A 12,220-nucleotide genomic window follows, 5' to 3' on the forward strand; every position below is an offset into this window, starting at 1 on the left:
GGGCGGACTGGGGGAAGAGGCACAAATGGGGGACCATTCCGGTGGGCTGGATTCGCCCCCGGGTCCAGTCGAGTTGGTGATTCTGACATTTCCCGGCGAGCGGGTGGATCCGGCCACCGTCGACGTGCTCCGGGACGTGAGCGGCAAGGGCGACGTCACGCTGCTCGACATCGTCTTCGTCACCCGCGAGCCGAACGGTGATCTCCAGGTGGTCGAGTTCGACCAGGGCTCGGAAACCTACGGCTTCGACGACATCGACGTCAGCGGTAAGGATCTCGCGAACGACGAGGACATCGCCGTCATCGCCGACGTGCTCGACCCGGGCACGTCGGCGGCGCTGATCGTATACGAGCGGACCTGGATCCGCCGGCTCTCCGAGGCGATCGACCGGTCGTCCGGAGAAGTGGCGTTGCAGGTGCGTATCCCGGCGGAGGTAGCAGGTGACGCACTCCGGGCGGCCGACAGCGGGCCGAGATGAGGGGGAGTACGTGACGACGGGACGATTCGACCGGCCCGGGCTGCTGGGTTCCATCACGCCGGTCGCCGTCATCGGCGGCGCGCCGAAGGTGATCACCAAGGTGATCCGGCATCCGGACCGGCCGGCGAGAGAAGAATCGCGGAAGCCCCGACGCGGCCGCTGCGATCAGAACTCACCTGTCGGAGGTGAGGCCCGGGCGCGACCGACGGCACGAGCCTGGAGGGGACGTAGCCGTTCAGCAGAAGGAGAGCATCATGCCTAGACGATGGCAGCGCACCAAACGGGTACATCGGTCGAGGCGGCGCCGGCTGGTACTCGCCTCCGGGCTGGCCGCGGGTGCGACCGCGGCGATCGTCGGCCGGCAGAAGCGGTCCAGACGTACCGCACCGGACGACTCGGAACTCAGCGAGACGTGAGCGCCGCCGTTCCGTGAGTGGCCGGACACGGGTTCGAGGCCCGGCCGCCGGTCACGCGGACGGGTGAGGCGGGCGGTCGCGACGTTGCCGGGCAGTCCGCATCGCGCTGTGCGCGGAGCCGGAGACGAGACTGCCGATCGCGACCCCGATGACGACGTTGATGGCGCTGGTCGCCAGCTGCGCGGACAGTTCCGCGTCGGGGGTGAACGGCGCCACCGCGGCGATGACGGTCACCAGCCCGATCACCCAGCCGAAGAAGCGCAGCGGGCGCGGCGTGGTGTTCACCAGCACGTGCACCAGGCCGGTGGCCGCGAGCGCCGCGACGGCGGCACCGATGGCGTACCACCAGGTGTTCGCGTTGCCCCACACGCCGTCGCCCTCGGGCGCCAGCACGGGCACGTCGAACAAGGCCCGCACGATGACGATGCCTGCGACGGCGATCAGCGCCGCGACGAGTGCCGAGGCGCCGCCGCCGGCCCACAGCCGACCGGCGTCGACACTCTGACGGGCAGGGTCGTTCGGCGTGTCACTCATGGTTGATACCTCCGTGCCGCGTCGGTGCGGACTACTCGGTACGACTATCGGCCGCCGACGCCGGTGTGCGGATCACCCGTCGTGGGTGATCCGCACATCCGTCCCGCGGGACGACGCTGACGGGCGTGGACGAACGGGCGGAACTGGAACGGCTACGGGCGGAGGTCGCCGAGCTGCGCGCTCGCGAACGGCCACGCACCCGGCCGCGGGGGCGGGCCGTGCTCGCCGGGGTGCTGATCGGGCTGGGTTCGATCACGGTGTTGCCGGCGACGGTCGCGGCCTGGATGGATTCCACCGTCACCGACACCGACCGCTACGTCGACACGGTGGCGCCGCTGGTCGACGATCCGGCGGTGCAACGGGCCGTGACCGATCGCGTCACCGCGGAGCTCGTCGCGGCGACCGACGTGGCTGGTGTCGTCGAGGACATCGCCGACCGGCTGGCCGCACAGGGGGCACGCCAGCAGGTCACGTCGACGCTCACCGGACTCGCCGATCCGATCGCCGGCGGGGTGGAGTCCTGGGTGCATGACCACGTCGGCACGGTCGTCGCCGGCGATCGGTTCGCGGCCGCTTGGGTGCGGGCGAACCGAGCCGCCCACGTCGAGGTGGTCGCGCTGATGACCGGCGAGAACGGCGACGGCGCGGTGCAAGCGGAGAGCGACTCGGTCACCCTGGACCTGGCACCGGTGATCACTGCGGCCAAGGAGCGGCTGGCCTCGGCCGGATTCGAGCGGGCCGCGAACCTGCCGGTCGTCGACGCCGAGGTGGTGTTGTTCCAGTCCGACGACATCACCACGGCGCAGCGGTGGTTCGACGTCATCGACCGGCTGAGCACCTGGCTGATCGCCGTGGCCGTCGCGCTCATCAGCGCCGGTGTGCTGGTGGCGCGAGGCCGTCGCCGCGCGCTGACCGCAGCGGGCATCGGCGCGGCCCTGGCGATGCTCGCGCTCGGGATCGTCCTGACGATCGCCCGGCCGCTGTACCTCGACGCCCTGCCGCCCACCGTGGACGCCGGCGCCGCCGGTGCCGTCTTCGATCAGGTCATGTCGCCGCTGCGCACCATGCTGCGCATGGTGCTCGCCGTCGGCGTGGTGGTGGCGCTGATCGCGTACCTCACCGGTCCGTCCGCCCGGGCGGCCGCGCTACGCGGCAGCGCCTCCACGGCGGCGTCGCGGCTGGGGCGCGGGCGCTGGCAGGACGCCGCCGCGGCGGTCTGGCTCCGGCGGAACAAGCGGCCGGCGCAGATCGCCGTCGTGTCTGTGGCCGTGCTGGTTTTCGTGTTCTGGGACTATCCGAGCGCCGGCGTCGTCGGCGGCATCGTGCTGGTGGCGGGTGCGTTACTGGCGGCCGTCGAACTGGTCACCGGTCCGCGGCCGCCGGCGCCGATGCCGTCGGAGCGCTCGTAGCCGGTGCCGCTCACCCGAACGCGCCCGCGATACCGTCGCCGACGAGCTTCGCGCCGATGACCAGCATGACGACGGTCATGATGGCGGAGTTGTGCCGGGCCATCCAGGTCTGCAGGTCGTTCAGCGCTCGCGCGGCGCGCTCACCCAGCACCAGCGAGATCACCACCGGAACGCCCGGCCCCAGCGCACCGACCACCACGAACACGGCCAGAGCTGCAGCCTGTCGACCGGCAGGGATGCCGGTCTGGGCGACAGCGACGCCGGCGCTGAGCGTGAGCACGAGGTTCTTCGGATTGACGGCGGCCAGCAGGACACCCAGGCCGGCGGATTTGACGGCGGTGAACGTGTCCAGCGCGGACATCCAGGACGGCATCGGAGCCGGCTCGTCGCCCCGGGCACGGCCGCGCCAAGTCTTCGCGGCCAGCAGCAGCACGAGCGCGCCGAGAGCCAGCTTGACCCACGACACCCAGGCCGCCGGTTCGCCGTCGCCGCTCGCGTCGGCGCCGCCGGCGACCAGGATCGCGGCGGTGCCGACGGCGGCCAGCCCGACCAGCCATCCCAGCAGGAACGACAGCCCGTTCGAGCGAGCTCGCCGTGTCCCCAGCATCAGCACCACGACGATGACGGGCAGCGGGCTCAGCGTGACACCGACAGCCAGCGGCAGCACCTGCCCGACAGCATCGCCCATCCAGGCCTCCCAGGTCGGTGGTCCGAAGAACCGTGTGATCATCGTCATCGGCCGCACCGAGCACGTCTTCACCCGCCTCGGGTGAGGCACCGGCCGAGTGCCGGTACCGACGATGAGGGCTGAGACTCGACGCGGTGCCGGCGGGAGTGGTCATGCCAGGGTGGTTGTTCGCCTCGTTCCAGGGTTATCAGCGCGCCTGGCTGCGCAGGGACGTCCTCGCCGGGTTGACCGTCTGGGCGGTGTTGATCCCGGAGTCGCTGGCCTACGCCTCGATCGCCGGGGTCTCACCCGTGGTCGGCCTCTACGCCGCCATCCCGGCGCTGTTGCTGTATCCGCTGTTCGGCAGCTCGCGGCACCTGGTCGTCGGCCCGATGTCGGCGACGGCGGCGCTGTCGGCCAGCGTGGTGGGTGGCATCGTGACCAGCTCCTCCGACGACTTCACCGCCTACACCGCCGGCCTGGCACTGGCCGTCGGCGTCGTTGCGGCCCTGGCCGGGCTGCTGCGACTGGGGTTCCTCGCCACCTTCATCTCCGAACCGGTGCTGAAGGGGTTCATCGTCGGGATGGCCCTGGTGATCATCGTGGGGCAGCTGCCCAAGCTGTTCGGTGTCGAGGGCGGCGACGGCAACTTCTTCCAGAAGCTCTGGGCGGTCGTCAGCGCGCTCGGAGACACGAACGGCTGGTCGCTGCTGGTCGGCGGGTCGTGCCTGGCGCTGGTGCTGTTGCTCAAGCGGGTCGCCCCGCTCGTGCCGGCGGCGCTGGCCGGGGTCGTTCTCGGGATCGTGCTCGTCGCGTTCCTCGATCTGCAGAACCGCGGGGTCGATGTCGTCGGTGAGATCGAGGCCGGCATGCCGAGCGTGGGTGTGCCCGAGGTCGCGGCGGGGGACGTGTCGCTGCTGCTGTCCGGCGCCGCCGGCGTGATGCTGGTCGGGTTCACCGAAGGGCTCGGCGCGGCCAAGAGCTACGCGCAGAAGTACGGCTACCGGATGGACGCGAACCGCGAACTGATCGGACTGGGAGCTGCCAACGTCGGCAGCGGGCTCGCGGCTGGCATGGTCGTGAACGGGAGCCTGTCGAAGACGGCCGTCAACGGCGGCGCGGGCGCTCGATCGCAGCTCTCGGGTTACGTGGTCGCCGCGCTCACCGTCCTGACGTTGCTGTTCCTGACGCCGCTGTTCGAGACACTGCCCGACGCTGCTCTGGGGGCGGTGGTCATCGCCGCGCTGATCGAGTTGGTCGACGTCCGGTCGCTGCGGCAGCTCTACAACATCCACAGCCCTGAGCTCGTCGCCATCTACGGCCGGGCGGCGCGGGCGGACTTCATCTGTGCCGTCGCCGCGCTGCTCGGCGTTCTCGTCTACGACACCCTGCCGGGCCTGATCATCGGTGTGGCGCTGTCGGTCCTGCTGCTGCTCTATCGAGCCTCGCGGCCGCACGTGGCGGTGCTGGGCCGGGTACCGGCGATCGACGGGCAGTGGACGGACGTCGGGCGGCACCCGGAGAACACGACGGTGTCACACGTCGTCGTCGCGCGGGTCGAGAGCGGCCTGTTCTTCGCCAACGCCGAAGTCGTGGGGGACCGGCTGCGGGAGCTGGCGTCGGCCGACGGCGTCGAGGCCCTGATCCTGGACGCAGGAAGCGTGCCCGTCGTCGACGTCAGCGCCGCCCGGATGCTTGGCGAGACGGCCGACGAGATGCGCAGGCGCGGCGTGCGATTCGTGGTCGTCGGCGACGTGGGTCAGGTCCGCGACGTGCTGCGCAGGACGGGCGCCGCGGACGATCGCCGGCCGGTCTTCCCGACGATCGAGGCCGCCGTCACGGCGGTGAGTGGCGACGGCCGGCCCGCCGATCCGGACTCCACCGCTACAGAGGAGGAACGATGATGTTCAGATCAGTGCTCCCGCCCAGGAGGCGACTGCGTACGGCGACGATGCTCGGGTACGCGTCCGTCAGCGGGGAACGGTGGGACCGTTCCCACGATGACCGGCACGGTGACCGGCACGATGAGTACCAGGGGCAGCGCCCGGCCCGGTCGGCGCCGGGCATGTCCCGGCCGCCGGCACAGTCAGCGGCTTTCGGTGGTCTGGACGTCGTGGCCCTGCTGGCAGAACTCACGAGCCTGCGTGACGAGGGCGTGCTGAGCCAGCAGGAGTTCGACGTGGCCAAGCGGCAGCTCCCCGCCCCTTGAATCATGCGGAGGGCACCATCATGACCTTGGGACCCGTGCAACTGATCATGCTCGGTTTCGACGACCCCCAGTGCTCCGGCGAGATCCGCGCAGAGCTGGACTGGCTGCGCGACAGCTACGTGGTGCGGCTGCTGGATGCCGTCGTCGTGGGCAAGGGCGCGGACGGCAACGTCGTGCTTGTCGAGGAGAACGACCTCAACGATGACGAGTACGACGATCCGGGGGCCGTCCTCGGGGCGCTGATCGGTCTGGTCGACGACGCGGGCGAGGTCGACGACGGGTCCGGCGAAGGCCGCGAGCCGGGGTCGGTCGCCGGAGCGGGGGACTCGTGGGTTCTCGACGACCTGCTGCCGGCCGGCATGTATGCCGCGATCGTGCTGGTCGAACACCGCTGGGCATCCGGGCTGCGCGATTCGATCCGGCGCGCCGGCGGCGTTCACCTGATCGACGCGTGGATCCATCCCGAAGACCTGGTGACCATCGGCGCGTCGGAGCCGAGCTGAGGCCGATGAGCCGTGAACCGATCCTCATCCTGACGGAGATCACCCGATTGAGGTGAGGCAGCCGGCCAGGAGGCACAACGACGATGAGTGAATCGTCAACGACCATCCCACTGACGTCGGACCAGGAGACGCATCATGGCAACCTTCACCGTCTGGAAGTTCGACGACCCGACGGGCGCCGACCGTTCGGTCACGCTGTTGGAGTCGCTGCAGAAGCAGGAGCTCATCCAGATTCACGACGCCGCCACCGTGTCGTGGCCGGAGGACAGGAAGAAGCCGAAGACCCGTCAGCTCGCAGGCCTGACCGGTGCCGGCGCCCTGGGCGGCACGTTCTGGGGCCTGCTGTTCGGGCTGCTGTTCTTCGTGCCGCTGCTCGGTGCCGCGATCGGCGCCGCAGCCGGCGCCCTCGGCGGGGCACTGACCGACGTCGGCATCGACGACGACTTCATCAAGCAGACCCGCGAGAAGGTCACCCCGGGTACGTCCGCCCTGTTCGCGCTGACCAGCGACGCAGTCCAGGAGAAGGTCCTGGACGCGTTCGAGGAGTCGGGGCTGAGGCCGCACCTGATCCACACCAACCTCACCACCGAGCAGGAGGAACTGCTACGCGAGGCCTTTGCCGAGTGAACCGTCGAGTGTCGGGCGGGGTTCCGGTGCGGGGACCGGAGCCGCGCCCGACTGCGGTCTGCCCGCTGGGAACGGTCATGACTCCAACATGCCCGACCTGGCGACCGCCCAGACGACGAAGACACTGATCGCGATGATCAGCAGTGACCAGAACGGGAAGTACGGAATGAACAGGAAGTTGGAGATCGCGCTCAGTGCGGCGAGACCGATGGCGACACCGCCGGCGATCGCGCTCCCCGAGAAGAGGTACAGCCCGACGACGGCCACCACGGCCCCGAGCACGATGTGGACCCAGCCCCACGCGGTGGTGTCGATCTCGAAGGTGTAGTTGGGCAGCATGACGAAGAACTCGTCGTCGATGATCGCCGCCAGACCCTGCACGGCTTGGAACACACCGGCCAGGATCATCATCGTGGCGGCGAAGACGACACCGCCGGTGGCCCAGCTCGATACCGGACCCTTGTCGTCGCTCACGGATCGCACGTCAGTCATGGCACTCCTCCTCGGTACTGAAGCGGCCGCCTGGTGGCGAAGCCGGCCCTGCCCGGACGCCGTTCGGGCGCGGCGCCCAGACTCACGATCGCCGCCGATCGCGCGGTCGGGCATCACCCACCGCGGGTGATCTCCCCACACATCGCGGAGCAGGCGCCATCGCCGGTGCGATCGCCGGCACCGTCCGTTCCCTCACGGCGTGACGATGTCGAACCAGAAGTCGAACTCGTCCAGCAGGCCGAGGAACTCGGTGAACGCATCGCGGTCGCCGTCGACGGTGATCGCACCGGAGCCGACCTGGTCAGCCAGCGTCGTCCGGCCGAGCAGGACGGCATCGATCGCGGACCGGGCGCAACTGATCGTCGCTGTCGGCGCGTTCACGATCGTGTCCCTGGTGTAGTTGAGAACACCGTTGCCGACCTCCAGGACGTACTTCTCGTCGGGCCCGGTGAGGTTCAGGTTGAAGGCCCACTCCTTGTGCGCCGCTTTGGGCCCGTTGAGGCGGACACCGAGGTAGTCGAGCAGCATTTCCGTCGTCATCGCGGTGACGGTGTCCGCGCTCACGGTCGTGGGCGTCGGCGCGACTGTCACGCCGTCGCGTAGCTCTTTGGCACCGGACAGATAGAAATCCCGCCACGGGCCGCTCTCGGCCTGGTAACCGAGCTGCTCGAGGGTGTCCGCCTGCAGCTGTTTGGCATCGTCGTTGTCCGGGTCGGCGAAAACGACGTGGTTGACGGCCTGGGCCACCCAGCGGTACTCGCCGTTGTCGTAGTCGTGGCGCGCCTTCGCCAGAACCGCCTCGGTGCCGCCCATGTACTCGACGGTCTTCCGTGCCGTCTCCACGGGAGGCAGCGGGTGCAGATTGGCCGGGTTCCCGTCGAACCATCCCAGGTAGTAGACGTATATCGCCTTCACGTTGTGGTTGACGGACCCGTAGTAGCCGCGGTTGGCGAAGCTTTCGGCGATGCCGTCGGGAAGTTCCAGGATCTCGGCGATCTCGGTGTGGTTGTAGCCGTGATTGGCCAGCCGCAGTGTTTCGTCGTGCAGGTATCGATAGAGGTCACGCTGGCCCTTCATGAACCTGACGATGTTCGCGTTGCCCCACGTGGGCCAGTGGTGCGACGAGAACACCACCGAGGCGTCGTCGCACCAGAGACGTACCGCATCGTTGATGTGCCGCGACCATGCCAGCGAGTCGCGGATCTTGGCGCCGCGCAAGGTGTACACGTTGTGCAGCGTGTGGGTCGCGATCTCGGCCATGCACAACGCCTTGAATGCCGGCAGGTAGAAGCACAGCTCCGCCGGCGCCTCGGCCCCCGGAGTGTGCTGGAACTGGATGCGCAGCCCGTCGATGGTGAGTTCCTGGCCGGTCTCCGAGACGATGTCGGTCGGCGGAACCAGCGTGATCGTGCCGCTCGACGTCAACTGACCGAGACCCGCGCCGAGTCCGCCACGCGGATCCCACCCGACGAGGTTGCCGTACATGTACGAGGAACGCCTGGACATGGCGTTGCCGAGCATGACGTTCTCGCTGATCGCTTCGGTCATGAAGTCCACCGGAGCGACGATGCGCACCCTCCCGGAAGTGACGTCGTCGTCGGAGACGACCGCCCGCACGCCGCCGAAGTGGTCGACGTGACTGTGCGTGTAGATGACGCCCACGACCGGGCGATCGTCGACGTGCTCCTTGACCGCGGCGAACGCCGCTTCCATTGTCTCCAGAGTCAGCAGCGGGTCGACCACGATCCAACCGGAGTCGGTGCGCAGGAAACTCGTCACCGACAGGTCGTAACCGCGGACCTGGTAGACGCCTTCGGTGACCTCGAACACGCCCGCGATCGAGGCCAGCCGGCCCTGCCGCCACAGGCTGGGATTCGCGGTGTCCGGGGCAGCGCCGTCGAGGAAGTTCCACCGATCGAGGTCCCACACCACCTGGCCGTCGGCGTTGGTGATCTTCCCGGTGCTTTCCGAGATCAACCCACGGCGCGCGTTCTCGACGTCGGTGCCGTCGGCGAACGGCAAGGTTTCCAGGATTCGAGCGTTCGCGACCGTGGTCGCCGACGTCGCGGGCTTTCGGTCAGACATCCGTCGCCTCCTGTGATCGGGCCGTTCCGGGCCGAGGTGCCTGCTCGATCGTCGTCCGACCGGCGCGGGCGTGCCTCACCCGAGCCGGGTGAACCGCCCGGACCGAGTCTCGGCCGGCTCGCGGTCAGGCCAGTAGCTTCGCCTTCTGGGACTCGAACTCGGACGCGGTGATGTCGCCCGCGTCGCGGAGCCGGGCCAGCTTCGTCAGTTCGTCCGCGGGGCTCGTCCCGGCGCCTGCGGCGATGCCACGGACACGGGACTCGAATTCGTGCTCACGGCGCTCGAACTCGTCGGCCATCCGGCCGGTCATCCCGGCGCCACGGGCGATCAGATACACCAGCGCGCCGACGATCGGGAGGACGACGATGAACAGCGTCCAGAGCGCCTTGCCCCATCCGGGCAGGTCGCGGCTGCGGAAGATGTCGGTCACCAGCGCGATCAGCAGCCAGATCCAGGCGACGAAGAGGAAGAACCAGAAGATCGTGACGAACAGGCTCAGGAGCGGGTAGTCGTCGTCCATGCGGACTCCTTCGTCTGCGCGGCCGCGACACGCGGGGACGACCCACGGCGCGACGATACGGTTCACCCCAACGTCCGCCATGACTCCGCCGGAGTCCTCACCCTGCGAGGGTGAACCCGCGCCCGCTCCCGTCGCGAGACAGTCGGTGACGATGAGCTCGACATAGTCGTCCGGTGGGCCGTCGACGACGGGTGCACTGGTGTCGTACTCCTCGGCGATGCGCCTTCACCCCAACGGGGTGAGGACCGCGACGGCCGCCGCGGCGGATGGTGCGGGCATGGCGGGGCAGGGTGACCGAGTGTCGCGAGCTGTCTCGGCGATCGGCGCGTGGCTTCGGTCGGTGCGTCCGGATCGGCGGAACCTGCGCGCAGACACCGTCGCGGCGGTGCCGAGTGCGGTTGGCAGCGTCCCCGACGGTATGGCGTCGGCGGCATTGATCGGCGTGAACCCCGTGATCGGGCTCTACGCGAGCATCGTCGGGCCGGTCGCCGGCGGGCTGGCCACGAGTACCCGGATGATGGTCGTGGCGACGACCACAGCCGCCGCGCTCGCGGCGGCATCGGCCCTGGAGGGTGTGGACGCTGCGGACCGGCCGTCCGCGCTGTTCTTGCTGACGATCATCGTCGGGGTGCTGATGATCGTGGCCGGACTGCTGCGGCTGGGGCGGTACACCCGCTTCGTCTCCCATTCGGTGATGACGGGCTTCCTGACCGGTGTCGCAGCCAGCATCTTCCTCGGCCAGTTGTCCGGACTCACCGGAGCCGAGGTCTCGGGCTCGACGAACGTGAGCAAGGCCGTCGACCTGGTCACGCACCTGAGCCGCATCGATCTCGCATCCTTCGGTATCGGGCTGGGGACACTGGGAATCCTGTTCGGACTCATGAGTACGCGGTGGGGATCACTGAGCGCGCTCGTCGCGTTGGTCGCACCCACTCTTGTCGTCATGGTGTTCGGGCTGGACAGCGTGGCCCAGGTGCGCGACTCGGGGGACATCCCGCGTCAGGTCCCGCTCCCGGCGCTCCCGGAACTCGAGCTGCTCTCGCTCGACCTGGTCGTGGGTGCTGCAGCGGTAGCGGTGATCGTGCTCGTTCAAGGCGCCGGTGTGAGCGAGGCGGCCCCGAACCCCAGCGGGACACCGTCGAACATCAATCAGGACTTCGTGGCGCAGGGTGTTGCGAACGTCGCCGTCGGGTTCTTCCGCGGTCAACCGGTCGGCGGCTCGGTCAGTGGCACCGCCCTGAGCGTGGCCATGGGCGCGCGCAGCCGGTGGGCGGCCATCATGTCCGGCGCGCTCCTCCTGCCGCTCGTGGTGCTTTTCGCCGGGTTGGTCGGCCTGGTGCCGATGCCGATCCTGGCGGGAGTTCTGATCTTCGCGGCCATCGGCTCGATCAAGCCGGGCGTCATCGCGGCGATCTGGCGGACCGGCGGGACGTCGCGGATTGCGCTGGTCACGACGTTCGTCGCAACCCTGTTCCTGCCGGTGGCGGCCGCCGTAGGCATCGGAGTGGCGTTGTCTCTGTTGCTCCAGTTGAACCAGGAGGCGATGGATCTCAAGGTCGTCGAACTCGTGCCGCAGCCGGACGGACGGTTCCTCGAGCGGCCGGCGCCGGGCCGCCTGACCAGCGGCACGGCGACCGTTCTCGATGTGTACGGAAGTCTGCTCTACGCCGGTTCCCGGACGTTGCAGGCCCGGCTGCCGGATCCGACGGGTGCCGAGGGCGCCGCCGTCGTCATCAGGCTCCACGGCCGCACGGCTCTCGGTGCCACGTTCTATCGCGTGGTCGGGGACTACGCGCGCAAGCTCGCCGCCGGAAATGGTCGCCTGTATCTGTCCGGGCTGGACGCGGACCTGCTCGACCAGCTCCGACGCGCCGGGGGTCTGGATCTCGCCGGTCCGGTACGGGCGGTGGCGGCGACAGGCATCGTCGGTGAGTCCACCCAACGGGCACTTCACGACGCCGATGCCTGGCTGATCCGTCACGAGGCGGACAAACACTCACCCTGATGGGGTGATGATCCCCGCGACCGGCAAACGAACGATGGAAGGTACCGCGTTGGCTGGTGACGGGAAAGGAACCGACGATGCTCAGACGAATGGTGCGGCCACGTCGCCCGATCCTCCGGGCCGGCATGGTTGGCGGCGCTGCCTACATGGCCGGGAAGAGCCGACTGCAGGCGCAGACGCGCGAGCAAGAGGAGGAAGAGAAGGGCACGCCATGGATACAGGACCTGTGCAACTGATCATGCTGGGATTCGACGACCCGCACTTCACCGGTGAGA

13 protein-coding genes are annotated in these 12,220 nt (G+C 69.2%); 8 read left to right on the forward strand and 5 right to left on the reverse strand.

All coding sequences use genetic code 11. The features are described 5' to 3' along the window. The first annotated feature begins 25 nt into the window (after positions 1 to 25). Both CLV30_RS13805 and CLV30_RS26470 read left to right on the forward strand, forming a co-directional pair. A complete protein-coding gene (locus CLV30_RS13805; RefSeq protein WP_276320006.1) occupies positions 26 to 478 on the forward strand; it encodes a DUF6325 family protein in 453 nt (150 codons plus the stop codon). Positions 479 to 732: 254 nt separating this feature from the next. Then, positions 733 to 894: a hypothetical protein gene (locus tag CLV30_RS26470; protein WP_165358629.1), complete on the forward strand. Its 162-nt coding sequence runs from the start codon at positions 733 to 735 to the stop codon at positions 892 to 894. A gap of 51 nt (positions 895 to 945) precedes the next feature. Here the strand turns inward: CLV30_RS26470 and CLV30_RS13810 are convergent, their stop codons facing one another. Next, positions 946 to 1,428 carry a DUF6069 family protein gene (locus tag CLV30_RS13810; RefSeq protein ID WP_106537806.1) on the reverse strand — a complete coding sequence of 161 codons (483 nt, stop codon included), beginning with the start codon at positions 1,426 to 1,428 and terminating at the stop codon, positions 946 to 948. A gap of 125 nt (positions 1,429 to 1,553) precedes the next feature. On the opposite strand from CLV30_RS13810, the gene CLV30_RS13815 reads away from it, so the two are divergent. Then, positions 1,554 to 2,837, forward strand: a complete 1,284-nt coding sequence (locus CLV30_RS13815) for a hypothetical protein (RefSeq protein WP_106537807.1) — start codon at positions 1,554 to 1,556, stop codon at positions 2,835 to 2,837. A 10-nt stretch (positions 2,838 to 2,847) separates the two neighbouring features. On the opposite strand, the gene CLV30_RS13820 is transcribed toward CLV30_RS13815, so the two are convergent. Beyond that, the gene (locus tag CLV30_RS13820; RefSeq protein WP_205740855.1) at positions 2,848 to 3,573 is read right to left on the reverse strand and encodes a GAP family protein; all 726 of its coding nucleotides are present in this window, start codon (positions 3,571 to 3,573) and stop codon (positions 2,848 to 2,850) included. A gap of 104 nt (positions 3,574 to 3,677) precedes the next feature. Here CLV30_RS13820 and CLV30_RS13825 point away from each other — a divergent pair, with 104 nt between their 5' ends. The 4 genes from CLV30_RS13825 (at position 3,678) to CLV30_RS13840 (ending at position 6,843) form a co-directional block, all read left to right on the forward strand. Then, positions 3,678 to 5,408 carry a SulP family inorganic anion transporter gene (locus tag CLV30_RS13825; RefSeq protein WP_106537879.1) on the forward strand — a complete coding sequence of 577 codons (1,731 nt, stop codon included), beginning with the start codon at positions 3,678 to 3,680 and terminating at the stop codon, positions 5,406 to 5,408. Then, positions 5,405 to 5,713, forward strand: a complete 309-nt coding sequence (locus CLV30_RS13830) for an SHOCT domain-containing protein (protein WP_129711015.1) — start codon at positions 5,405 to 5,407, stop codon at positions 5,711 to 5,713. The genes CLV30_RS13825 and CLV30_RS13830 overlap by 4 nt, the downstream gene beginning before the upstream one ends. A gap of 20 nt (positions 5,714 to 5,733) precedes the next feature. Next, a complete protein-coding gene (locus CLV30_RS13835) occupies positions 5,734 to 6,216 on the forward strand; it encodes a DUF6325 family protein (RefSeq protein ID WP_106537880.1) in 483 nt (160 codons plus the stop codon). A gap of 135 nt (positions 6,217 to 6,351) precedes the next feature. After that, a complete protein-coding gene (locus CLV30_RS13840) occupies positions 6,352 to 6,843 on the forward strand; it encodes a DUF1269 domain-containing protein (RefSeq protein ID WP_106537809.1) in 492 nt (163 codons plus the stop codon). A 75-nt stretch (positions 6,844 to 6,918) separates the two neighbouring features. On the opposite strand, the gene CLV30_RS13845 is transcribed toward CLV30_RS13840, so the two are convergent. From CLV30_RS13845 to CLV30_RS13855, 3 genes are all read right to left on the reverse strand, one after another. After that, on the reverse strand, positions 6,919 to 7,335 hold the full coding sequence (locus tag CLV30_RS13845) for a DUF7144 family membrane protein (protein WP_205740856.1): 417 nt from the start codon (positions 7,333 to 7,335) through the stop codon (positions 6,919 to 6,921). A 192-nt stretch (positions 7,336 to 7,527) separates the two neighbouring features. Then, a complete protein-coding gene (locus CLV30_RS13850; RefSeq protein WP_106537810.1) occupies positions 7,528 to 9,420 on the reverse strand; it encodes an alkyl/aryl-sulfatase in 1,893 nt (630 codons plus the stop codon). A 124-nt stretch (positions 9,421 to 9,544) separates the two neighbouring features. Continuing rightward, the gene (locus tag CLV30_RS13855) at positions 9,545 to 9,940 is read right to left on the reverse strand and encodes an SHOCT domain-containing protein (RefSeq protein WP_106537811.1); all 396 of its coding nucleotides are present in this window, start codon (positions 9,938 to 9,940) and stop codon (positions 9,545 to 9,547) included. A 277-nt stretch (positions 9,941 to 10,217) separates the two neighbouring features. Between CLV30_RS13855 and CLV30_RS13860 the strand changes: the two genes are divergently transcribed. Beyond that, positions 10,218 to 11,945, forward strand: coding sequence for a SulP family inorganic anion transporter (locus CLV30_RS13860; RefSeq protein WP_276320007.1), 1,728 nt, complete (start codon positions 10,218 to 10,220; stop codon positions 11,943 to 11,945). Positions 11,946 to 12,220 lie beyond the last annotated feature (275 nt).

It is taken from the genome of Haloactinopolyspora alba, from assembly GCF_003014555.1.
Taxonomy (GTDB): Bacteria; Actinomycetota; Actinomycetes; order Jiangellales; family Jiangellaceae; genus Haloactinopolyspora; species Haloactinopolyspora alba.

Excerpts from the sequence above, each read along its gene's own strand:
- CLV30_RS13850 (WP_106537810.1), bottom strand. The coding sequence starts at position 9,420 with ATGTCTGACCGAAAGCCCGCGACGTCGGCGACCACGGTCGCGAACGCT.
- CLV30_RS13855 (WP_106537811.1), bottom strand. The coding sequence starts at position 9,940 with ATGGACGACGACTACCCGCTCCTGAGCCTGTTCGTCACGATCTTCTGG.
- CLV30_RS13830 (WP_129711015.1), top strand. The coding sequence starts at position 5,405 with ATGATGTTCAGATCAGTGCTCCCGCCCAGGAGGCGACTGCGTACGGCG.
- CLV30_RS13845 (WP_205740856.1), bottom strand. The coding sequence starts at position 7,335 with ATGACTGACGTGCGATCCGTGAGCGACGACAAGGGTCCGGTATCGAGC.
- CLV30_RS13805 (WP_276320006.1), top strand. The coding sequence starts at position 26 with ATGGGGGACCATTCCGGTGGGCTGGATTCGCCCCCGGGTCCAGTCGAG.
- CLV30_RS26470 (WP_165358629.1), top strand. The coding sequence starts at position 733 with ATGCCTAGACGATGGCAGCGCACCAAACGGGTACATCGGTCGAGGCGG.
- CLV30_RS13835 (WP_106537880.1), top strand. The coding sequence starts at position 5,734 with ATGACCTTGGGACCCGTGCAACTGATCATGCTCGGTTTCGACGACCCC.
- CLV30_RS13825 (WP_106537879.1), top strand. The coding sequence starts at position 3,678 with ATGCCAGGGTGGTTGTTCGCCTCGTTCCAGGGTTATCAGCGCGCCTGG.
- CLV30_RS13820 (WP_205740855.1), bottom strand. The coding sequence starts at position 3,573 with ATGACGATGATCACACGGTTCTTCGGACCACCGACCTGGGAGGCCTGG.
- CLV30_RS13860 (WP_276320007.1), top strand. The coding sequence starts at position 10,218 with ATGGCGGGGCAGGGTGACCGAGTGTCGCGAGCTGTCTCGGCGATCGGC.
- CLV30_RS13840 (WP_106537809.1), top strand. The coding sequence starts at position 6,352 with ATGGCAACCTTCACCGTCTGGAAGTTCGACGACCCGACGGGCGCCGAC.
- CLV30_RS13810 (WP_106537806.1), bottom strand. The coding sequence starts at position 1,428 with ATGAGTGACACGCCGAACGACCCTGCCCGTCAGAGTGTCGACGCCGGT.